This window comes from Paraburkholderia flagellata (assembly GCF_021390645.1).
In the GTDB taxonomy this organism is placed as follows: Bacteria; Pseudomonadota; Gammaproteobacteria; order Burkholderiales; family Burkholderiaceae; genus Paraburkholderia; species Paraburkholderia flagellata.
On sequence record NZ_JAJEJT010000003.1, the window covers coordinates 760,578 to 781,369 of the forward strand.

Annotated in this window: 17 protein-coding genes; 7 read left to right on the plus strand and 10 right to left on the minus strand. The window is 62.4% G+C overall.

What is annotated here, in order from left to right; all coding sequences use genetic code 11:
* Positions 1 to 120 precede the first annotated feature (120 nt).
* From L0U83_RS27080 to L0U83_RS27120, 9 genes are all read right to left on the minus strand, one after another.
* On the minus strand, positions 121 to 1,440 hold the full coding sequence (locus L0U83_RS27080; RefSeq protein ID WP_233887231.1) for a sigma-54 interaction domain-containing protein: 1,320 nt from the start codon (positions 1,438 to 1,440) through the stop codon (positions 121 to 123).
* Positions 1,437 to 4,508 carry a peptidase domain-containing ABC transporter gene (locus L0U83_RS27085; RefSeq protein WP_233887232.1) on the minus strand — a complete coding sequence of 1,024 codons (3,072 nt, stop codon included), beginning with the start codon at positions 4,506 to 4,508 and terminating at the stop codon, positions 1,437 to 1,439. Before L0U83_RS27085 ends, L0U83_RS27080 begins: the two co-directional genes overlap by 4 nt.
* Before the next feature lie 18 nt (positions 4,509 to 4,526).
* The gene (locus L0U83_RS27090) at positions 4,527 to 5,279 is read right to left on the minus strand and encodes a peptidylprolyl isomerase (RefSeq protein WP_233887233.1); all 753 of its coding nucleotides are present in this window, start codon (positions 5,277 to 5,279) and stop codon (positions 4,527 to 4,529) included.
* Positions 5,280 to 5,327: 48 nt separating this feature from the next.
* On the minus strand, positions 5,328 to 6,713 hold the full coding sequence (locus L0U83_RS27095) for a beta-barrel domain-containing protein (protein ID WP_233887900.1): 1,386 nt from the start codon (positions 6,711 to 6,713) through the stop codon (positions 5,328 to 5,330).
* Positions 6,714 to 6,735: 22 nt separating this feature from the next.
* Entirely contained in the window at positions 6,736 to 8,598 is a 1,863-nt protein-coding gene (locus L0U83_RS27100; protein ID WP_233887234.1) for an FHA domain-containing protein, read from the minus strand.
* 177 nt (positions 8,599 to 8,775) lie between these two features.
* The gene (locus L0U83_RS27105; RefSeq protein ID WP_373321142.1) at positions 8,776 to 10,200 is read right to left on the minus strand and encodes an efflux transporter outer membrane subunit; all 1,425 of its coding nucleotides are present in this window, start codon (positions 10,198 to 10,200) and stop codon (positions 8,776 to 8,778) included.
* 176 nt (positions 10,201 to 10,376) lie between these two features.
* On the minus strand, positions 10,377 to 10,655 hold the full coding sequence (locus L0U83_RS27110; protein ID WP_233887235.1) for a hypothetical protein: 279 nt from the start codon (positions 10,653 to 10,655) through the stop codon (positions 10,377 to 10,379).
* Positions 10,656 to 10,980: 325 nt separating this feature from the next.
* Positions 10,981 to 11,406 (minus strand): DUF4399 domain-containing protein, encoded by a 426-nt coding sequence (locus tag L0U83_RS27115; protein ID WP_233887236.1) that lies wholly within the window; start codon positions 11,404 to 11,406, stop codon positions 10,981 to 10,983.
* 51 nt (positions 11,407 to 11,457) lie between these two features.
* Positions 11,458 to 11,883, minus strand: coding sequence for a DUF4399 domain-containing protein (locus L0U83_RS27120; RefSeq protein WP_233887237.1), 426 nt, complete (start codon positions 11,881 to 11,883; stop codon positions 11,458 to 11,460).
* A gap of 315 nt (positions 11,884 to 12,198) precedes the next feature.
* Here L0U83_RS27120 and L0U83_RS27125 point away from each other — a divergent pair, with 315 nt between their 5' ends.
* The 5 genes from L0U83_RS27125 to L0U83_RS27145 are packed head-to-tail and all read left to right on the plus strand — an operon-like array spanning position 12,199 to position 18,731.
* Complete coding sequence (locus L0U83_RS27125) at positions 12,199 to 13,569, plus strand: formylglycine-generating enzyme family protein (RefSeq protein WP_373321117.1); 1,371 nt, start codon at positions 12,199 to 12,201, stop codon at positions 13,567 to 13,569.
* Positions 13,570 to 13,592: 23 nt separating this feature from the next.
* Positions 13,593 to 16,364: a xanthine dehydrogenase family protein molybdopterin-binding subunit gene (locus L0U83_RS27130; protein ID WP_233887238.1), complete on the plus strand. Its 2,772-nt coding sequence runs from the start codon at positions 13,593 to 13,595 to the stop codon at positions 16,362 to 16,364.
* A complete protein-coding gene (locus L0U83_RS40710; RefSeq protein WP_233887239.1) occupies positions 16,361 to 16,882 on the plus strand; it encodes a (2Fe-2S)-binding protein in 522 nt (173 codons plus the stop codon). Before L0U83_RS27130 ends, L0U83_RS40710 begins: the two co-directional genes overlap by 4 nt.
* Complete coding sequence (locus L0U83_RS27140; protein ID WP_233887240.1) at positions 16,804 to 17,925, plus strand: hypothetical protein; 1,122 nt, start codon at positions 16,804 to 16,806, stop codon at positions 17,923 to 17,925. Before L0U83_RS40710 ends, L0U83_RS27140 begins: the two co-directional genes overlap by 79 nt.
* 5 nt (positions 17,926 to 17,930) lie before the next feature.
* Positions 17,931 to 18,731: a phospholipase D-like domain-containing protein gene (locus tag L0U83_RS27145; RefSeq protein WP_233887902.1), complete on the plus strand. Its 801-nt coding sequence runs from the start codon at positions 17,931 to 17,933 to the stop codon at positions 18,729 to 18,731.
* Between the two features lie 19 nt (positions 18,732 to 18,750).
* Here L0U83_RS27145 and L0U83_RS27150 read toward each other — a convergent pair whose 3' ends face one another.
* Entirely contained in the window at positions 18,751 to 19,572 is an 822-nt protein-coding gene (locus L0U83_RS27150) for a flagellar brake domain-containing protein (protein ID WP_233887241.1), read from the minus strand.
* Positions 19,573 to 19,871: 299 nt separating this feature from the next.
* Between L0U83_RS27150 and L0U83_RS27155 the strand changes: the two genes are divergently transcribed.
* Positions 19,872 to 20,441 (plus strand): RNA polymerase sigma factor, encoded by a 570-nt coding sequence (locus L0U83_RS27155; RefSeq protein WP_233887242.1) that lies wholly within the window; start codon positions 19,872 to 19,874, stop codon positions 20,439 to 20,441.
* A 16-nt stretch (positions 20,442 to 20,457) separates the two neighbouring features.
* Positions 20,458 to 20,772 carry a hypothetical protein gene (locus L0U83_RS27160; protein ID WP_233887243.1) on the plus strand — a complete coding sequence of 105 codons (315 nt, stop codon included), beginning with the start codon at positions 20,458 to 20,460 and terminating at the stop codon, positions 20,770 to 20,772.
* Positions 20,773 to 20,792 lie beyond the last annotated feature (20 nt).

Genomic DNA, 20,792 nt, shown 5'->3' on the forward strand with positions numbered 1-20,792 from the left:
TTTCTTTGCCGCTGCAAAGAAAAGTAGGTGCCGCCCCGCACAGGGGCAACGCATGCACACCGACACGACCACAAGGCAAGGCCAAAACAGCGAGGACCACAAAAAAAAACCCAAACAACCTCACGATTCCTTCTCGTGATTCATCTTCTCGGCATGCCGAAAATCCTTCGAATGAATGCCGTGCTTCTTAAGCAGCATCTGCAAATGCGACCGGTTCATATCACAGCGCCGCGCAAGCTCGGCCACCGTGCCGCCGGTTTCCTGCAACCCTCGCTCGAGAAACGCCCGCTCAGCCTCATCGCTCGCAGCGCGCTTCGCATCGCTAAGCGAGAGCGGAGTGCCAGCCGTCTCGGCTTCCATCACACGTAATGCAAGCGCCCCGGACTTCGGACGAATATCGTCCGGCAAATGCTCGACATCGGCCGTATCGCCGGCAAGACACGACAACCGATACACGAGATTGCGCAGCTCACGAATATTCCCCGGATAGGCATAAGTCAGCAGAAAGTCGCGCAGCTTCGGCGTGAGCTTGACAGGCCGGCGTTTGAGTTGCGCAGCCGCCTCGTCACCAAAGTACGCAATGAGCAGCGGAATTTCATCGTTGCGTTCGCGCAGCGCCGGCAGCGTGACGTGAATGACGCTGAGTCGGTAAAAAAGATCCTCGCGAAACTGCCCTTGCGCCGCGAGTTCGCGCAGGTTGCGGTTAGTCGCCGCAACGATGCGCGTGTCCACCCCAATGGGCTCATCGGAACCCACCCGCTGGATTTCGTGCGCTTCGAGCACACGCAGCAGTTTCACCTGCCCCTGGAGCGGCAACTCGCCGATCTCGTCCAAAAAGATCGTCCCCGTATGCGCGCTTTCGAACTTCCCCTTGCGATCGCTCGACGCGCCGGTGAACGCCCCTCTGCGATGGCCGAACAGCTCCGATTCGAGCAGGTTCTCGGGTATCGCACCGCAGTTGACCGAGATGTACGGGCGGTCGGCACGCGCACCGTTGGCGTGGATGACCTTCGCCATCAGTTCCTTGCCCGTGCCGCTTTCGCCGTCGATCAACACGGGCAGGTCGGTGGGCGCCGCCTTTTCCGCGATCTCCAGCGCGGCCAGCAGCTTCGGGTTGTCCCCGAAAATGCCTTCGAATATGAAGCTGCGCTCGATGAGCGCCTCGCGCCGCCGGTGCGCGGAAGGCGCGAGCGTATCGGGCCTTGCCAGCGCATCGAGTGCCTCGGGCGCCTCGGCCGCCGCTTCGACAAAGCGCTCCTTGCGCGAGAGTTGCATGACTTCGTCGCGCAGCGCGTTCGACTGGTTCAAAAGCTTTTCGATATCGGTGCGCTCGAGCCGCGGCGCCCAGCGCAGCGTGGAGCGCAGGATCTCGATCTTCTCGAGCAGTCCCGCATAAGACACAACGGAGCTGCCGAATCCATGCGGGTCGAAGAGTTTCATGATGCCCCCAGCTGCTTTTGAACGAGCTGGTAATACATGCCCTTGCGCTCGACGAGTTCTTCGTGCCGACCCTGCTCCACGATCGCGCCTTCGTAGAGCACGAGAATCTTGTCCGCCCGCATGATGGTGCTCAGCCGGTGCGCGATGATGAGCGCCGTGCGGCCCTGAAGAATGTCGTGCATGTTAGAGAGAATATTGCTTTCCGACTGCGTGTCGAGCGACGAGGTGGCTTCGTCGAACACGAGCAGGCGCGGGTCGTGATAAAGCGCGCGCGCAATACACAAGCGCTGAATCTGCCCGCCCGAAAGGCCCACGCCGCGCTCGCCCACCACCTGCTCGTAGCCGAGCGGCAGTTTGCTGATGAACGCGTGCGCGTCGGCCATGCGCGCCACTTCCTCCATGCGCCGCCAGTCCGGCGTTGCATCGCCGCAGGCGATGTTCTCGGCGATCGTGCCGGAAAACACGAGGTTCGTCTGCATCACGTAGCCCACCTGCGCGCGAAAGTACGCGTGGTCGATCGCGCTCATGTCGTAGCCGTCCACGTTGATCTTGCCTTCGGTCGGCGCGTAGAAGCCCACCAGCAGCTTGGCGAGCGTCGTCTTGCCGGAGCCGCTGCGCCCCACGATCGCCACCATCTGGCCGCGTCCCACCGAGAAGCTGATGTTTTCCAGCACGTAAGGCGTTTCGTTGCCGCCATAGCGGAAATACACGCCGTCGAATTCGATATCGCCCTGCAGGTCGGGAAGCAGCACGCGCGAACCGAGGTCGGCGGGCTTTTGCTCGGGCTCGATGTCGAGCACGTCGCCTAGCCGCTCCATTGCGACCGCCGCGTCGTTCATGAGGCTCCATAGCCCGACCAGACCCATGAGCGGCGCGAGCACGCTGCCCATGAACGCGTTGAACGCGATGAGCTGCCCGATGCTCAACTCCTGATCGAGCACGAGCGTGGCGCCCGCCCACAGAATCACAATCGTGGTCGCGGCGTTGAGCAACTGGCTGCCCAGACCCACCAGTATGTTGAATGCCTGCGCGCGATACTGCACTTCGAGCGACTTCGCGTACTTGCGCTCCCACTTCAGGCGCACCGCGCGTTCTACGCCCATGCCCTTCACGGTTTCGACGCCACCCAGCGTCTCCATCAGCATGGATCGCGCGTCCGTGGACGCTGCAAAGACCTCGCGCGCATAGCGCTTGATGCGCGGCGTGGCAATGGCGGTGAGCGCCATAATGGGAATCACGAACGCAATGAGCAGCAGTGTCAGCTTCACGTTATAGAGGAACATGATCGTGAAGTAGATGAAGATCATCAGCAGGTTGAGCGCCGTGCTCACCGTCGATTCAGTCAGGAACGCGCGTATCGTTTGGTTCTCCTGAAAGCGCGCGAAGATATCGCCCGTTTTTCGGCGCGCGAAAAAGGAGAACGGCAGCGACATGGTGTGCTTGAAGAACTGCGACATCATCGCGAAGTCGAGACTGCGCACCATGAAATTCGACAGATGCGCGCGTATCGTCGTCATGAGTTGCGTAAACACGTGCGAGATAATGAGCCCGACAATCAAGAGATGCAGCAGGCTCACGTTCTGATGGACGATCACGCTGTCGAGAATCGTCTGGATGATGAGCGGCGGCACCACGCCCAGCATCTGGATCACGAAGGTCGCGAGAAACAGGTGCGCGAGTATTTTCCGGTACGGCAGCAGATAGCCGATGAAGCGCACCCACGCCGAGCGCGTCGCCGCCTGCGCGCCGGTGGTCTCGCCCATGGTGAACAACAGGCAGGTGCCGTTCCAGCCGCGCTCGAATGCTTCGACGCTCAGTTTGCGAAAGCCGAGCGCCGGGTCTGCCACCCTCACCCATTGCTTCGACACGCCGTACACGACGATATAGTGGTAGCCCTCCCAGTGCGCGATGAAGGGCAGATCGAAGCCTTGCATCGCCTCGTATGTGCACTGCACGCCGCGCGTGGTGAAGCCGAGCGCCTCACCGGTGCGTGCGAGACTCTCCAGCGTCGCGCCCTGCGTCGTCACGTTCGCGAGGTCTCGCAGCTTGCCGAGCGTCATCGGAATGCCGTAGTGCCGGCAGATCATCGCGAGGCACGCCGCGCCGCAGTCCATCTCCTCGGCCTGTTCGACCAGCACGAAGCGCTTGACCACGCGTTCGCTGAATTTCGCATCCGCGCCGCTGTCCACGGCAACCGGCCGGCTGCGGCGCTCGGCGAGCTTCTTTTGCCGCTGCAATTCACGTTCGTTGAAGCGCACGCGCTCTTCCAGCACCTCACGCAACTTCGGGTTGCGCTCCAGCATGAAGTGCACGGTCTTCTCGGGAATCACCAGCAGCCGTACATCGGTGAGCGCCGTGACGCTCGCGGGCTGGTCCTGGCGGAGCAGACACGCGCGTTCGCCGAAGATCTCCCCTGCGCCGAGCTTCGCGATCTGATAGACGCTGCCGTCTTCCTCGCGAGCAATACTGACCTCGCCCTGACGCACGACATACAGGCGCATATCGCCACCCGCGCCTTGATGGATGATCTCCTTACCGGCGCTCACGCGCTTCACGCCCACGCTCGACACATACTCTTCCAGCTCCGCGCGCGAAAGCTTGCCGCGCAGGTCGAAGAGCCGCGTGACGAAGCCGCCGGCGGAACTGATCGCCACATAGCTCGTCACGAACGATTGCGCGGCCGGATTCGCCGCGAGCAGCGGCTCGAGCGCCGCGCGCGGGATGCACAGCACCTCGGTTTTCGTCGAAGCACGCACCGACACTTCGTGCCAGTAATCGCGCAGCATGGCGATCTCGCCAAACACTTCGCGTTCCTTGCGCACACCGAGACTCATTTCCTTGCCGCGCTCTTCGGCAATCAGGCGCACCGAGCCCGAGCGGATCACATAGAGTCCGGCTGCCGGTTCGCCGCGCTTGCACAGTGTGTCGCCGAATGCGTAGCTGCGCGCTTCGACCTGCGCGGCAAGGCGGTCGAGTTCTTCGCGCGAAAAGAGCGAAAGCGGTTCGACCGATGCGAGGAAATCCGCCAGCGACGGTGCGCTGGCCGGTGCGGGCGCCTGGGTGTCCATCTGCGTGGCTCTGCGCGCTCAGTGCGCGTCGATGATATGTTCTTGCGCGCGCTCCGCGAGCCACTCTTCGCGCAGGAGCCGCCGCACCTCGGAAGAAACATCCGCTTCGAGCACCGCCGGATGCTTCGCCGTCACGCAGAAAATCTCGAAGAACGAGCCGTCCGGCGCGGGAAACGGGCCGAGCAGGTCGCCAACCTGCGCGTTGAACACCTTCGCCTCGATATCCGTTTTCAGGGACCCGCGCAGCACCTTGCCGATCACGCCGCCGCGCTCGCTCGTGTCCGCGATCGAATGCTCGCGCGCCATTTCGCCGAACGCCTGCGGTTCGTCCTCCAGAATCGACATGACCTCGCGAGCCTTGCCTTCCGAGTCCACTACGATATGGCTCACTTCGATGCTGTCAAATTTCGGCGAATTGAGCTTGAAATAGCTTTCGACCGCCTCGTCGTTGCAGATCAGGTTAAATGTCTTCTCCTGATAGAGCGTGTCGGTAATGAAGCGCTCGAATTCGTCGAGGCTGATACCGAACACATCCAGGTAGCGGTTCATATCCGCCGCGCGGTGCAGACCCCGCACGCGGCGAAACTGGTCGGCGCGCTGCTGGATTTCGTCCGGCTCGACCTGCACGCCCATTTTCTTTGCGGCGATGACCGTGAGCCGGTCGCGCACCTGCTGTTCGACCAGGCTTTCGAACTGCCCCGTGAGTTTCAGCACGCGGATGAAATCTTCCGTGCCGATCGCTTCATCGTCGATCCGTACGATTGTCGTCATTTCGTTCCCCTGATTTCTGATTCCCGAATTCTGAATGGATTAGCGTCTTCAACCCGCGATTTGCCGGAACGGGTCCAGCGCGAAGTCGATCAGGCGCCGTTCGCGCACCACGATTTCGGCGGTCGCCGTCATGCCGTAGCGCAGCGGATACGTCGCACCGCCAATCGAAAAATGGTCACGCGAAAGACGCACGCGCCCTTCGTACACCGGCTCCTTCGTCTGTGCCTGCGGCTTCGTGGTCGGCGAAATATATTCGAGCGTGCCGTCCACCACGCCATAACGCTGATACGGAAACGCGTTGAATTTCAGCTTGACGGGCAAACCCTCGTGCAGGAAAGCGCGGTCCTGCTCCGCAATCGCAACCTTCACGACCGGGCGCGCATTGGCTGGCGCAATGCCGCCTAGCGGCGTGTTCGCCTGAATCTTGTCGCCGGGCTGCGTTGTCGTCACGTCTGTAATCACGCCCGAGACCGGCGCGAGCACGAGCAGGAAGTTGTCCTTGTCGATATTCTCGAAGCGGATGCGCGCCGCGGCGTCGGCGGCAAGGCGCGCGGTTTGCACCTGCAAGCGCAGCTTGTCCTCGGTATTGGCGATCTCGCGCTCAGTCGCGTCGTATTCGATCCGCAGCGACGTGAGCTGCCCGGCGCTGCCTTCGAGTTGCGCCTTCGTCTGTGCGAACTCGTGGCTCGTTTGTGCCTGCAGTTCGGTGAGCCGCGCTTGTGCGATCCGATAATTATTGTCGGCCTGCACGAACGCGCTGCGCTTTTCCTCGACCTGGCTTTGCGACACGCCGCCGCCGCCGGGCAGCGCGAACAGGCGCTCGTACTTGTTCTGGTCTTCCTTCGCGAGGTCGCGCACGTGGCGCGCGTTGTCGATATTGCCGCGCGCTTCGTCGAGTTGGGCGTTCTCGACCTGCTGAAGCTTGCTCGTGCCTTCCGCGACACGCGTTTCATGCATATGCTCTTCGACGTCCATCTGCGCCTTGAGCGCCTCGGCCTTACGCACCATGAGCGCCTTCTTCTCGGGGAATTCCTTCCAGTCGCGTTCGGCGTCGTCGAGCTTCAGACGCGCGTCGAGCGCGTTGGTCGCCGCCTGGATCGCCCCGCGCGCGTTGATGCGTCCAATCACGTCGTCCTTTTCCACGGGCTGACCTTCGGCGATATAGATATCCACGAGTTCGCCGTCCACCGGCGCGTAGATGCGGCGCACTTCGGACTCCGGAGCAAGTGCCCCCTGCGCGCTGACGATCACGTCGGCACGCCCGACGAACGACCATAAGAACCCGCACACCACGAGCGCGACCATCGTGATGACCGTGGCCTCGATGAGACGCCATGGGCGCGCGGTGAGGATCGCGACACCCTCCTCGCTGTGGTCGCCCAACGCCTCGCCGAGCGGCCGTGGCGGCTCGGGCGCCCCATGCACGCCATGCATGCCGAACGTCTTTCGCAGGCGCTCAATGAGCGGGGACGGATTCACCGTGCCCTCCCGCTAGCGCAAGCTTTTCGAGCGCGCCCGCATGGGCTGCGAACGGCGGCGTGGCGAAGTGAGCGGCGGCCAGGCGCTCGCGCACGGCCTGCACATGGCCCGCATGCGCCTCGCTGTCGATCTGCTGATACTCGTCGACATCCGCGCGCACGGCGTCGAGCCCGGCGAGGCGCGGATAGCGCTGCGCGTAGTCGCTCAGCATCGCGGTGAGCGCGTCGAAGCGGTCGCTCGCGAGCGCGCTGTCGACGGCCTGCTGGATGCGATCGAGCGCAGCCACATAGACCGAGTCGTCGCTCTGGAGCTTGCGCAAGAGGCTGAGCGAATCCGCGTACACGGCGGCAAACGCCGGCACATACGCCGAGATGCGGTCGAATGCACGCTGATGCTCGCCGGGGTCGTCGTTCCAGCGGCTCGTCAACGCGTGGATCGGAGCTTCGTCGCGATAGATGCGAATCGGCGCTTGCGGACCGCCTCGCCCCTGCACGAACGATTGCAGCGCGCCGATCCAGCCGATGTTTTCCACGAGTGGCGCGGCGTCCGGATTGTGGCGCGCGAGCGTGCGCATGTCTTCCACGATGGCACGCGCGCGATCGAACGCACGCGCGTTGATCGCGGCAACCCAGTCGGGCACGTTCGCCTTGATGAGCGCTTCTGTCCCCATCGCGCGCCACGTGCTGTCGTTCGGGTGGCGCGCGAGATATTGATCGGCCATCTGCGCCGCGTTTTCGAACTGGCCGGTAGTAAGCAACGCCTGCATGTCGCGCTGTGGCGCGCCCTGGAAATACGTGAGGGCAACGAGCGCGAAGATCACGGCAATCCCGCCGCCGCCCCACCGCACGAACGCGCTCATGTTGATCTTGCCGCTGCCGCCTAGCGCTTCGTTCAGCTCACTCAGGAAGACCTCGATTCTGTTGCGCCGTCGTCTCGTGTCATGGCCGGGTTCTGGCGCTTGTTGAGGCGCATCGGGATTGATCTCGTCGTCCTGTGCGGGCGCGGGAGGTGTGCAGAAAATGTCGAGAAACGAGTGTGCGCTGCCAATAAAGGTCGTGCGGTCGGCGTCTTCCGCGAGCACCGAGGCGAGGCGCTCGCGCGTCGCCGTCACGGTGGCATCGCTTCCACTCGTGCTTTCGAGGCCAACGCGGTAGACGAAGTGCTCGCCGCCAAATGCGATGCGCTGGCCGTCCTGGAGCCTGACCGCGTGATCGTCGAGCCGCTGCCCGTCGAGGAACGTGCCGTTGGTGCTCCCAAGGTCTTCGACATACATCGCGTCGTCTTCTGCATAGATGTGCGCGTGGCGTCGCGACAAATAATTCACCTGATGCGGAAACGCGTCGTGATACTGCGAGAACGTCTCGTCGGCCTTGCTGACCAGGAACGGAAAACTCGTAACAACGATCTGCTGCAAGCCGAGATCGGCGCGCTCGGGCGTAAGCGTCACCACGGTTGCCCGCGCGGCCGCGCGCGGCGCACGCGGCGCGAAGCTCACGCGAAACGCGAGCGCGCCGGCAAAACTCAGTTCGTCGCCGTCGTTGAGCACGTGGGGCTTCTGGGTCACTTCGATGCCGTTGACCGCCGTGCCGTTCTTGCTGCCCAGGTCGGCCACGTAGGCCGACGCGCCCTCCCGGAAGATGCGCGCGTGACGGCGCGAAACATCCACGACGACCTCAGGCTGCGCCGAGGCGAAGGGCGGCTGTGTCCGCCCAACTGCGAACAGATCCTTGTCGATGCGGATCTCGCCCAGCTCCGTATGCGATATCGGCCGCAGCACGATATCGAACGTCCGGTCGAGCGATGTCTGGCTCTCGGCAATGGAAGCGGCGTCAGGCACCATGATTCCGCCAGCGATCAGAAGTTGTCAGCCAGGCCGCGCGTGGCGCAAGCGCCGCGTGCGCACTGACTCTCCTTGAGAAGCCGCGCGCCTTGCACATGGCGATCGGGGTGTTAGAAAAGTGTAGGCGACTGTTGGCTGGAGTCAAACAACTGACGGGCCCTGACGCAACGCGCGCGCTCACTTGACTGGCGCTGCCGACACAGCGGAATTCGAGGCCACATTGGCCACATCGACGTCGGGCCAGCCGCCGCCGATCGCCTTGTAGAGGGTGACAGTGTCGCTCAGGATCAGCTCATGGTTGGACAGAAGCGACTGTTCCGCGGAAGCAAGCGAACGTTCGGACTCCAATACTTCGAGCTGCGATACGAGCCCTTCTTTCAACTGCGCCTCGACCTGCCCCGCGACCGTGCGAAGACGCTCGTTCTGCTGCAGCAGTTCGATGCGCTGCTTTTTATGCGCGTCGAGATTGACGAGCGCGTTCTCGACTTCTTCGAACGCCGTGAACACCACCTGGCGATACTGCTCCTCGGCAACCTTGCTCTCGGCCTCCGTCGTCTTGATGTGGGCGTGTACACCGGGGTCGAACATCGGGAAGTCGATGCTCGGCATGAAACTCAGCGTGAACACCTTGAAAAGATCGGAAAGCGAAAACGCAGCCGTGCCGGCCCGGCCCGTGAGACTGATGGTCGGCAATTGCGCGAGCCGCGCGGAACCGACTTGATCATACGATTCGAGAATGCGGTACTGCGCGGCCACCACATCGGGGCGGCGCCCCAGTAACTGCGCGGGCAGGCCCATCGGCACGTCCGGCAGCTTCACGCGCTCGCGCAACTGGCCCACCGGCATTTTGAACTCGCCAGCGGGCACACCGACCAGCGTGGCAAGGGTGTTCTCGGCGGTATCGCGCTCGCGGTGCAGTTCCAGCAGTTCGTTCGCCACGCCGTTGACTTCAGCGCCCTGACGCAGCACTTCGGTCTTGGGCGCCACACCGTTTGCGTACATCTGCTGATAAATGGTGAGAATCTGCTTGTTCCTGTTGAGCGTGTCCTGCTCGTCCCGGATCTGGTCGTCGAACTGGAGGATCTGGAAATAAGTGCTCGCCACTTCCGTAACGAGCGTCAAATAGCCTGCACGCCAATCCGCTTCGGTAGCGTGATACTCGGCCTTTTGAGCCTGCACGCTTTTTTCGACTTTGCCCCAGATATCGATATCCCAGTTCACCTGAGTGGCGACGTTATAGGTCTTCGAGAGCGCTTGCCCCGTGCTCTTCTCATAGTCGATACCCGCGCCCGCGTCGACCGTGGGCAGTGCACCGGCCTGCACTTCCCCGATCTGCGCGCCGGCCACGCCAATGCGCGCCGCCAGCACCCGGATATCGACGTTGCCCGCAATCGCCTTTTCTATGAGTGAATTCAGGTAGGGATCGTCGAACTCTTTCCACCACTGCGGATTGACCGTATCGGCCGCGGAAAACGTGCGGTTCGTATGCGCCCAGGCGTCCTTCGCAGGCATGTCGGGGCGCCGGTACGCAGGCGTGCTCAGATCCGTGCAACCGCATAGCGCCACGGCACACAACCCAGCTGTTCCGACGAAGCGGGTCAGCCAACGCGACACGCCACCGGGTACGTCTGTGGCGGACGGCGAGAGCAGTGTGTTCACGATCGACTCCTTGAGCGGAAGGCGGCGACGAGTGTGGCGCGACGAAGAAGCGGTGGACAACGGATGCGGTGGAGGGCTGCGCCGTGGAGGCGGGTAAGCCTCCACGGCTCGCAGCACGATCAGAAGTTGATCGTGTTGTGCGCCGTTTGCATCGGGTTGGTCGACGAGGAAATGCCCGTCACCAACGCCACGTCGTTGCCCGTGTTGCTCATGATGCTGTTGGTCTGGCCAATCACTTGCTCGGCGGTGAAGTTGGTGGTGCTGACCTTCACGCTAGGCACGCTCGGATAGAAGATGGGCAGCGGGCCAAAGCCCAGGTTGCCGCCGCGCACGGCGCTCATTTCACGGCTATCGAGTTCTTGTGCAACGCTCAGGTCTGCAATCATCAGCTTGCTCATGGCAGTTCTCCAGATAAGGAATGCAATGGTGTTGGGGTTTTGAGCTGCAAGGTTGCGGGCTCGGGTCCAACAAGGCATGAGGCATGCCAGGTGCACGAGCACGCGATCGCACGGCGGCGAATCGCCCGCTGTATAAGGAATATGCTGGATTTTCCGGAGTCTCACGCGCAGCGAATGGCGCTCGCCGAGCGTGCGGTGTGATGGGTGAGCGCCAACTCGTCGCGCGACTTATGTTGGCCAGCTGCGAACACAGGTGGGCGGGGGGACGTCGAAGCGTCGCAAACGTTCGTGCATCACCGTAGTGTGCGCGAGCAATTCGTATGGATCACTTAACGTATATGGTGATTTTCTTCGAGTACACAGGCGGGTTGTGCGGCACATGGTGAGCGTCGCCCATCAGCAGCTGCAGCGTGTGTTTGCCGGGCGGCAACTGAAGCGTGGTTTCGGTCTGGCCGGCGCCGAAGTGCAGGTGGTTGCGATCGGATGGAATGGGCTGATCCATCGGTGGCAAGTCCGTATCGACGAGCAAGTGATGGTGGCCCGTGTTGGGAAACTCGACTTCCGCAGGCGCCACGCCCATGTTGCGCAGGCCGAACCACACGCGAAACGGCCGCCCGGCGGGCATCACCTGGCCGTCGTTGGGCCAACCTATATAGACATGCGCGTTCGGGTCGGCCGGCGTCGTGCCTGCATGCGCCGCACCGCCCGCGAGCAGCGCGAGGCTGGCAGCAAAAACAAGGAACCTGTTCATGGCATGCACTCCCGCTTCTTTTGCGCTGCGGCTAAAGACGGATGTCCTTCACTATTTCACCGTGACCGTGATCTTCTTCGAGTACACCGGGGGATCGTGCGGCACGTGATTGTAGTCGCCCATCAGCATCTGCAGCGTGTGCTTGCCCGGCGGCAGCTCGATCCGGGCTTCCGTTTCGCCCGCGCCGAAATGAAGATGATTGCGATCCGACGGGATCGGCTGATCGAGCGGCGGAAGGTCCGTGTCGATGAGCAAGTGATGATGGCCAGTATTCGGCTTGTTGATCCCCTTGGGGCAGACGCCCATGTTGCGCAGCCCCATGCGAACCCAGAACTTGCCGGTGGGAATCGTCGCGCCATCCGGCGGCCAGATGATGTAGGCCTCCGCGCCGGACGGCGAAGGGGTGCGCTCGGCAAACGCGAGGCGCGGCATCAGTACGGCCGCTGCCAGGGCCAGGAGGGTGGCTCTTCGTTGCATCTTCGTGCTCCTTGTTCGGCAGACGGTGCACGGCTTTGGAGTTCGGTGCGTGTTCTACAGCTTAGGTCGGATTCAAGCGGATGGAGATAAATCGGCGCGGCGCACGCTGGTGCCACCGAGTTACTGCATCGCCCGGCGTGCGTGCTATTTTGTAGTTGTGCGCAGGCAGTGCTTGTTCCGGCGGCGGCCCGCGTTCCAACGCGAGCGCGGCTGGCGACTGCAGCGGGGTAGCGCACCGTCGGCATTGAAAGACGATGACGCCTGGGTTTGCACCTGGGTTGCCACCTGGGTAGGCACCTGATAGGGAGAACGAACATGAGGCGGCTAGTGTTGCCTGTGTGCCTGTTGATCTCGCTCGGCCTGACCTCGATTCTGCGTTCAGCCGCGCCGGCTGCGCATGACCGTTCGGCTCCGGTTCGCGTGCAGCCGCGTTTCGAGCCGCAAGACCCGGGTGGGTACGCAACCGTCCACGGCACGCATGAGCGGATCACAGCGGCCAGCGCAGCGCGCCAGCGCTATGGCGTTGCGATCGTGCGAGTCGGCCTGATGCCGAAAGACACCTCCCAGGAATACGAAATCACGTTCTGGAATTCGATCAAGGACAGTCAATACGCCAGCGACTACGAGGCGTACCTCAAGGCCTATCCGAATGGACGCTTCGCGCCGCTCGCGCAGGCCCGCCTTGCGCGATTGCGTGCGGAGGCATCGAAACCGCCTGCAGCGTCCGCCGCGCCCGCTACGCCGACCATGCACGCGGCTAGCAGTCCCGCTGCCGCCACGCCCACGCCCACACCGGCACCCGCACCGACGCCCGCGCCTCAGGCAAAGACAGCGCCTCCCCCGGCCGCCCCGCCAGCCGCGCAGACGAAGGCCGCGCCCGCCTCCGCAGCTCCCGCTGCGGCCGCGGCAACGGCCGCAGCAGCAGCCGCGGTGGCTGCGAAGGCCAACCCCGCCATTTCGAAACCGGGTCCTCACGACATTCAGGACTGCCCAGGTTGCCCGGTGCTGATCGCGGTGACGCCCGGCAACTTCACCATGGGCATCGACAACGACGACGCATCGGAGCGGCCCGCGCACCACGTAACGATCAGCCATAGCTATGCGCTCGCGAAATATGCGGTGACGGTGGCGCAGTGGGACGCGTGCGTGGCCGCCAGCGCCTGCCCGCGCTTGTCGAACGAGAACAACGCCTCGCCGAACGCGCCCGTGCGCGACCTGAGCTGGGACGACGCGCAGCAATACGTCAAATGGCTTTCGAAGATGAGCGGTAAGCCCTACCGCTTGCCGACGGAAGCGGAATGGGAATATGCGGCGCGCGCCGGCACCGAAACGCGCTACTGGTGGGGCAACGATATGCGCAAGGGCACAGCGAACTGCAAGGATTGCGGGCCGCCATGGCGCGTCGAGGCGCCCGCCGACGTCGGGTCATTTCCGGCCAATGCGTTTGGCTTCTACGACATGGCCGGAGGCGTTTGGGAATGGGTCAGCGACTGCTGGCACAACTCTTACAAGAACGCTCCGAACGACGGCCACTCATGGGACGAGCCCAATTGCCAGACGCGCGTGATCCGCGGCGGGTCGTGGCGCGACGGCGCGGGCTATATGCTCGCCGCCACGCGCTTTAAATACGACAGCAGCGTTCGCTACGAAGCCAATGGTTTTCGCGTTGCGCGCGACATGAAATAGCGAAGCAAACGTGGAGGCGCGACATGGCTTGCGATGTTCCGATCACCCGCCGGACATTCCTCAAAGCCATGGGGAGCGGCGCATTCACGATCTCGGTCAGCTCCGTCGCCGCATTCACGGCCGCCTGTTCATCACAGCGCCCGGCCCCTGGCACCGCCGCGAATGCCGCGACGAACGCCCACTCCACGCCGCAATCAGAGAATGGCGCGCCGGACTGGGCGCCGGAGCCAGGCAAGGCGCGCTGGCGAATCGAGGGCGTACCCAAGGTCACAGGCGCAAAGATCTACGCACGCGATTACAAGGCGCGGGACTTCGACGGCTGGCCGAAAGAAGAAAACTGGTTATATGCGCTGAGATGTAATTGCGTCGACAAGAATTTCGAAGACTTCGACCTGAGCGTATTGCCGCACGATCTTCGCCCGATTGCCGTGGTGTCCAACCAGACACTGAACGACAATCGCATCTATCTCGCTTCCGAGGCGGATCCGTTACATCACGAGGATATCTTCCTCTTCGCGCAAAAAGGCCAACCCGCCAATTGCTACGGCCAGCCGGTCGCCTTGTTGATCTTCGAAAACTTCGATGCGTATCGCCACGCAAAAAAGCTGCTCGATTTCAACGATTCGGTGATCCGCTACGGCGCAACGGTATCGAAAAGCGCCGCGTCGACCGACTGGTATCCCTCCGCGTCCAAGATCTATGTGCGCGACGACGACAAGTCGTTTTCGAACCTCCAGATGGCCGTGGACAACAAGGGGCGCCCGACTCAAGCATTCAGCGAGACGTGCAAGACAATCAGAAAGGAAATTCTGGATCTGGCCGGAAGCAAAGTCGACAGCAAGACCTGGCACCCGTTCACTGGTTCTTTTACGACGCCCGCAATCGATCCCATGTTCATGGAACCGGAGTCGGGACTGGCCTGGTTTCAGGCGGACTCCGGTTGTCTGCATCTGGTTCTCGGCACGCAATCGCCGCGCGGCGACGGCCTGGGCGCAGGCGACGTGTTTTCCGGTAGCCATATCAACGTCAAGCACGTGCACGTGATCAGCTGCTACCCGGGCGGTGGTTTCGGCGGCCGCGACGATTCGAATTTTCCCGTTTATCTCGCCCTCGCCGCGCCATTCGCCAAAGGTGCGCTGCGCTGGCAACAGTCTCGCTACGAGCAGTTCCAGGTCGGCTTGAAGCGCTCGGAGACCGCATTCACGGAGACCATCTGGCTCGACAATGACGGCAAGCTCCAGGCGCTCGACAGTTCGTTCACCTTCAATGGCGGCGGCAAGCAAAACCTCACGGGCGCCGTTGGCGACCTCGCCGCCATGAGCGCGATGAGTTGCTATGACATTCCGCGCGCCAGTGCGCAAAGCGCCGTGAGCTATACGCCCGATTTGTTCGGCGGCTCGCAGCGCGGCTTCGGCGGTCCCCAGGCTTACCTCGCCATCGAAACGCTCATGGACGAGGCCGCGCAGGCTCTGCATAAGAGTCCGTTCGAGATCCGGCGCAACAACCTGCTTGGCAAGGGTCACGGCAAAACACTCACTGGCGCGCCCATCCTGTTCGATCTCCAACTCGAAGGACTGCTGAACGGGCTTGAAGCGCACGAGTTATGGCGCAGCAGGGAAAGCGTGCGTGCGCAACGGCGCGCGCACGGGTTGCGGTATGGCGTCGGGCTTGCCATGTCGAACCAGGCCTACGGCACCGGGAAGGACCCCGTATTCGCGATGGTCCAGATTCAACCGAACGCGGGCCTGCACGTGCTGACGCATTACACCGATATGGGCAATGGCGCGGCGACGACATTGGCGCTCGCGCCCGCCGCCTGCCTCGGGCAGAACGCGCAGAAAATCACCATGAGCGAGGTCGAAGCATTTCAAATACCGGATTTCAACTACAAGATTCTGGGCAAATGGTTCGACAGCCGAAGCTATCCCATTTCGAGCCCGTTTGGCTCTTCGAGCGCCTGCCTCGGTGCATTCCAGCACTTTCAGGCGGTGGACCGTGCCGCCATGGTGTTGCTGTTGCAAAGCGTGCTGCCCGCCGCACGCGCGATATGGCATAACCCGCACGTCGAACGGCAAGACCTCAAGTGGGTGAATGGAAAGCTCACGGCCGCCGGTCGCGAGCCGATCGGCTGGCCGGCGCTGCTCGACGAGATCAACCGCCTGCAGTTGCCTACCGTGGCCGCCGCGCATATTACCTACGCGGGCGGATTCTGGCGCAGCCAGTACACGTTCGCGTCGGGGCCGGCCGAGATGGACTGCGACTTCATCGCCGTTGGCCCCGATACGCACAATCTCAAGAGCGTGCCTCACGGCGAGTTGCTGGAGCCAAAGGACGCAGTCGGATTCGGGCGCACGAACTATGCGCCTTCAGCGGCGCTTGTCGCAGTGTCCGTGAGCCCCGCAAGCGGGCGCGTGAAGGTTGAGCATGTCGTCACGACGCTCAGCGCCGGCCGCCTGATTTGTCCTGAGATCGTGCAAGGCCAGTCGCAAGGTGCCGTAGCCATGGCGATGAGCAATGTGCTGAGCGAAGTGTGTCCGCTCGGCAATCTCGGTCCCGGCAACGGCACGTGGAATCTCGACCGCTACCTCATCACGCGCATGACCGATGTCCCGCGCCAGGAACTCATTGCGTTGCCGCCGCCCGCGGGCAAAGACCATCACAGCGCGCGCGGTATCGGCGAGGCCGTGATGTGCCCCATCGCGCCCGCACTGCTGAACGCACTGGCCATGGCAACCGGGCATCGCTTCAGGAACACCCCAGTCACGCCCGACAAGATACGCGAGGTCCTGAAGTGAGCGAAGCCGACGTCAAGATTCACGTGAACGGACACGCCGTCATGGTGCTGGCCGCCGATGCCGACATGAGCCTCGCTGAATTCCTTCACGAGCGCCTCGACCTGACGGGGACCAAGGTGTGCTGTGGCATCGGCGCATGCCGTGCGTGCACCGTGGGCATGCGCAGCAACCAGGACGCGCTGATGGAAAAGACCCTCGCGTGCGTCACGCCCGTGAGCGCGGTTGCGAATCAATATATCTATACCGTAGAGAGCCTCGCGGACGGCAACAGGCTTTCGCCACTGCAGCAGACTTTCCTCGAAACTTTCGCGTTTCAGTGCGGCTACTGCACGCCTGGCTTTCTGATGGCGGCGACCGCCATGCTCGAACACGTGAAAGCGTATCGAATTAGCGCAGACCAGCTCGAAGCGGAAATCGACACCTGGGTAGGGGGAAACCTGTGCCGCTGCACAGGCTACGTCAAGTACCGGGAAGCGATTCGCAAAGTCGCGCAAATGCAGATGAAGAGCGGAGCATGACCATGTCTTCCCGCATCCGCCTGATCGCTTTGTGCTTCTTGTTGGCTGTGCCCCTTGCCGCCTTTACGCATGAGCAGACATTGCTCGAATACGCCGATCAATGCGTGAGGGAAATTGGCGAAATCCCGCCGTTCAACTGCAATGACGGAACGGACATTCCCATTACGGTCGACGGAAAACCTCCCGGGCCAAACGAATCTCCCGCGCGCTGCGACAAGCCTTCATTGCTGAGTCCAACCTCGGAAGCCAAAGGTCAGTGCATTCCGTTTTCGAAGATCCTGAATCTGTCGCGCGGCAACACGCAGATTTCCGCGTACTGCCGCCGCGACGTGCTGCGCCCCGACAAGGATCCGCTCTATGACCTCGTGGTGGTCGTGATGCATCACTCGGGCAACGGCAAGACCTGCTGGTTTGCGTCGAAGCCGCCGTCGCCGAGACCGAAACCGCAATCGCAATCGCACGCCGACATGCCTGCGAGTAGTGGATTCATCGCGACACGCGTGCCACCGCCAAACGAGAGAAGACCGCCTTCAGGTCAGCCCTCCGCAGTGGAATTCTGGGCGACACCTGCAATAGTTGCCACCAGCACGGCGGGCAACCCCACTTGCCTCAAATGCCACGATGCCGGGCCCTTCATCTTCAGCCCGTATATCGGGCAGGTGTGGGACAAGGTGCCCACAGACCCATGGGGAAAGTATTCAAGCATTGGGCAGGCCTTCTCGTCATATCACCTCATGACGATGAGCACGCCTGGCAACACCTGCATTGGCTGCCACCGCATCGGCAGCGAGCAGAGCTGCACCGCCTATCTCGGCCTCTCGACGGGGAATTTGAAAGCGCCTGGAAACGACCAGCTCGCCAACAGCTATCCGCTGAACCACTGGATGCCGACCGACAACGCCATGAGCGCGGAGCAATGGGACAAGGCAAACCTCGCGTCAGTCAGTGCCCTGCTGGCCTGCTGCAAAGATCCGGCGCACAAGGACCCGAATTGCACGTTCACGCCCATGCCTTCGAGTTCGAATACCCGGTCATTGCATTGACCTGCATGAGGAGACCTGAAACGGCTGAAAACGTTAGTGCGAGCAATGTCATAGCCGATGTCACGCAAACCCTGCAGACTTTCGATCTGCTCGAGCTCCAGCAATACACGCGCGAGAAAAGCTACTCGAGCACGGCTAGCAAGGACTTCCATCTCTTCTACGTGGGACGCGATGACGTTCACAATATCCTGAAGTACATCCTTTCCCGCGCCAGCGTTTCGCTATACATGAACATGTTCGGATTCGACGACGAAGAACTCAACGAAATCCTCATGCAGCAAGCGCTCGACCCGACCATCACCATGATGATCACGCTCGACAGGAGCCAGGCGGGCGGCGTGCATGAAAAACAGCTACTCGATTCCGATATCGCCCAGAACCCGACCAAATTCAACACATTCTTCGTGATCGGCGAATCGGCGACCCATCAAATCAGTCATACGAAGGGATTCGTAGCCGATGGCAAAGTGGGCGGCGAGGGATCGGTGAACTGGTCGGCTTCCGGCGAGGGAACGTTCGTGATCAAGGGCATGCCGGGAGGCGCCGGGTACACGGCGCAAAACAATACACAGACCATCTTTACGGACCCGGACACCATCAACCGGTTTCAGACCGAATTGATCGCCGAACACATGACAGCGAAGACGCAGGGCTACGCACTCGCCACAGCGACATCGACCACCACGCCCACCGCCGCTTCGACCAACAAAGCCGCCGCGAAAACCACGGCCAACGCTGCGGGCACTGCTCGCACCGCTGCCGCGAAAAAGGGGGCAGCACCGGCAACGCGCAGTAAGCGCAACTAGGCGCTATCGAATTACCCGTTCAGATCGGCATGCCAGCCCAGTAAGACACGGCGTCCTGCCGATCGAACACGAAGGTCTTGAGGGCGACCTGACTCTCGTGCGAAAGCGCGTCGAATTCCAGTCCGTGCAGGGTCAGTCCTTCCTGCGGGTTATTGGCGCGCAGATTGCGGATCACGGCGACGGCCTGGAACGTCGCCCCGGCATTCCCCACCTCGATCGGAAACTCCACGCAAATGCGCTCGCCCACCTCGCCGATCTTGCGCCCGGCGGCGAGCGACATGCCCAGCACGCTGATATCGCAGCCAATGGCGAGCCAGTCCAGTTGCGCGCCCGTCAAATCGACGCCATAACGCACCGCGAGTTGCGTGCGCACGCGCACGGCGCGGCGTTCGCGCAGCCGGCGTAAGGTGCCGGGCTCCGAGAGCACGAGATAGCGGAACGGGTGCGTGCAGACCGCCTCGACGGTACAGACGAGCCAGAACACGGCTTGTGTTGCGATCGCAACGATTTCGACCTGTTCCCCCGGGAACGGCTCCCATACGGGCTTCGCCGCAGCAGGAGGCGTAACGAACATCGCACCGCCTGCCCGGAAACCGATCAGCCGGCACGGCAGCATCTCGCGCCCCGTGCCCGCCTGGCTGCGTATGCCTAGCAGCGCGCCAATGGCGAGATTCATGTCGTCCAGCGTCAACGGACCCTTTCCACGATCGGCGCGATTGGCAACGCCGTCTTGCGCGTTCGCGAAACTCGCCTCCTCTGCCGTGTTGCGATAAGGCTGGAAATGCTCGAAGAGGAAATCGCGCTGCTCGCTGTTCAGCACTCCGCCTTGCGGCAGCAGCATCGTTCCATCTTGGTGAAACACCGCCAAAGGCAGGGGTGTTTCCAGGGGCAACTGCCCAGGGTCCGCGAGACGCTCTAGAGTTTTTGACGCAGTACCGCTGCCAGGCTCGTGAATGTGCATGACCGATAGCGTGTGAATTTGTTGGTTTTCTTCGTTGCCAGCATTGTGGCCGAAATATAGTGACTGATGTCAATAAAAAATGTCCGCTTTCATCGCCCTTGTTAAGCGAAATATTCATGCCACATATAACGGACGATTACGCGCCACAATATTTCTCTTTCTGATTCGTCTACACGGGTATGGAAACGCCGCCCACCCCGAGCCCGCTCACCACGCAGGACCGCGAAATCGCCGACACCGTCGCCCGCGAGCGCCCGAGGCTGCGCAATTTCATCCGTCGCCGCGTGATCGATCAGGATGAAGCCGAGGACATTCTTCAGGACGTATTCGAAGAACTCGTTCAGGCATGGCGGCTCCCGGAGCCCATCGAGCAGGTTGGCGCGTGGCTCTTTCGCGTGGCGCGAAATCGCATCGTCGACCGGTTTCGCAAACGCAAGGAAGTGCCGCTCACCGAGCCTGAAGAGGCTGCGAGCGAATATCGGCTCGACCTCGCACTGCCCTCGCCGGATGCTGGCCCCGAGGCCGCCTACGCGCGCGCGGCGATGCTCGACACACTGCGCGCCGCGCTCGACGAATTGCCGGCGAGCCAACGCGAGGTGTTCATCGCGCACGAACTGGACGGGCGCAGTTTCAAGGAGATGGCGGCCGGGAGCGGGGTCGGCGTGAACACACTGCTGGCGCGCAAACGTTATGCGGTATTGCATCTGCGCGAACGTTTGCGCGCGTCATGGGACGACGTCGATAATTGAACCGAAGGAGAATGGAATGAAGTTTCGCCGCAAAATATTCGCCAAGGCGCTGCTGATGGTGGTGGTCATCGCGCTGCTGGGCGCGATCGTCATGGGCCTGTGGAACTGGATCGCCCCGGCAATCGTGGCGGGCGCGCATGCCATCGACTATCCACGCGCAATTGGCCTGCTGGTGCTTTGCCGGATCCTGTTCGGCGGATTCCGCGGGCATGGCGGCTGCCGCAGACGCATGCACTGGCACCAGTGGCAACAGTGGCAGCACATGACGCCGGAAGAGCGCGAGCAATTCCGTCGTGGGGCACCCTCAGGGGCGACGCCGCCTTCGCCATAACCCATCCCTCGCCAGCCTCG

What these genes read in the sequence shown, in the direction of transcription:
- L0U83_RS27080 (WP_233887231.1), bottom strand. Translation starts at nt 1,440, where the DNA reads ATGAAACTCTTCGACCCGCATGGATTCGGCAGCTCCGTTGTGTCTTAT.
- L0U83_RS27085 (WP_233887232.1), bottom strand. Translation starts at nt 4,508, where the DNA reads ATGGACACCCAGGCGCCCGCACCGGCCAGCGCACCGTCGCTGGCGGAT.
- L0U83_RS27090 (WP_233887233.1), bottom strand. Translation starts at nt 5,279, where the DNA reads ATGACGACAATCGTACGGATCGACGATGAAGCGATCGGCACGGAAGAT.
- L0U83_RS27095 (WP_233887900.1), bottom strand. Translation starts at nt 6,713, where the DNA reads ATGCATGGCGTGCATGGGGCGCCCGAGCCGCCACGGCCGCTCGGCGAG.
- L0U83_RS27100 (WP_233887234.1), bottom strand. Translation starts at nt 8,598, where the DNA reads ATGGTGCCTGACGCCGCTTCCATTGCCGAGAGCCAGACATCGCTCGAC.
- L0U83_RS27110 (WP_233887235.1), bottom strand. Translation starts at nt 10,655, where the DNA reads ATGAGCAAGCTGATGATTGCAGACCTGAGCGTTGCACAAGAACTCGAT.
- L0U83_RS27115 (WP_233887236.1), bottom strand. Translation starts at nt 11,406, where the DNA reads ATGAACAGGTTCCTTGTTTTTGCTGCCAGCCTCGCGCTGCTCGCGGGC.
- L0U83_RS27120 (WP_233887237.1), bottom strand. Translation starts at nt 11,883, where the DNA reads ATGCAACGAAGAGCCACCCTCCTGGCCCTGGCAGCGGCCGTACTGATG.
- L0U83_RS27125 (WP_373321117.1), top strand. Translation starts at nt 12,199, where the DNA reads ATGAGGCGGCTAGTGTTGCCTGTGTGCCTGTTGATCTCGCTCGGCCTG.
- L0U83_RS27130 (WP_233887238.1), top strand. Translation starts at nt 13,593, where the DNA reads ATGGCTTGCGATGTTCCGATCACCCGCCGGACATTCCTCAAAGCCATG.
- L0U83_RS27145 (WP_233887902.1), top strand. Translation starts at nt 17,931, where the DNA reads ATGAGGAGACCTGAAACGGCTGAAAACGTTAGTGCGAGCAATGTCATA.
- L0U83_RS27150 (WP_233887241.1), bottom strand. Translation starts at nt 19,572, where the DNA reads ATGCTGCTGCCGCAAGGCGGAGTGCTGAACAGCGAGCAGCGCGATTTC.
- L0U83_RS27155 (WP_233887242.1), top strand. Translation starts at nt 19,872, where the DNA reads ATGGAAACGCCGCCCACCCCGAGCCCGCTCACCACGCAGGACCGCGAA.
- L0U83_RS27160 (WP_233887243.1), top strand. Translation starts at nt 20,458, where the DNA reads ATGAAGTTTCGCCGCAAAATATTCGCCAAGGCGCTGCTGATGGTGGTG.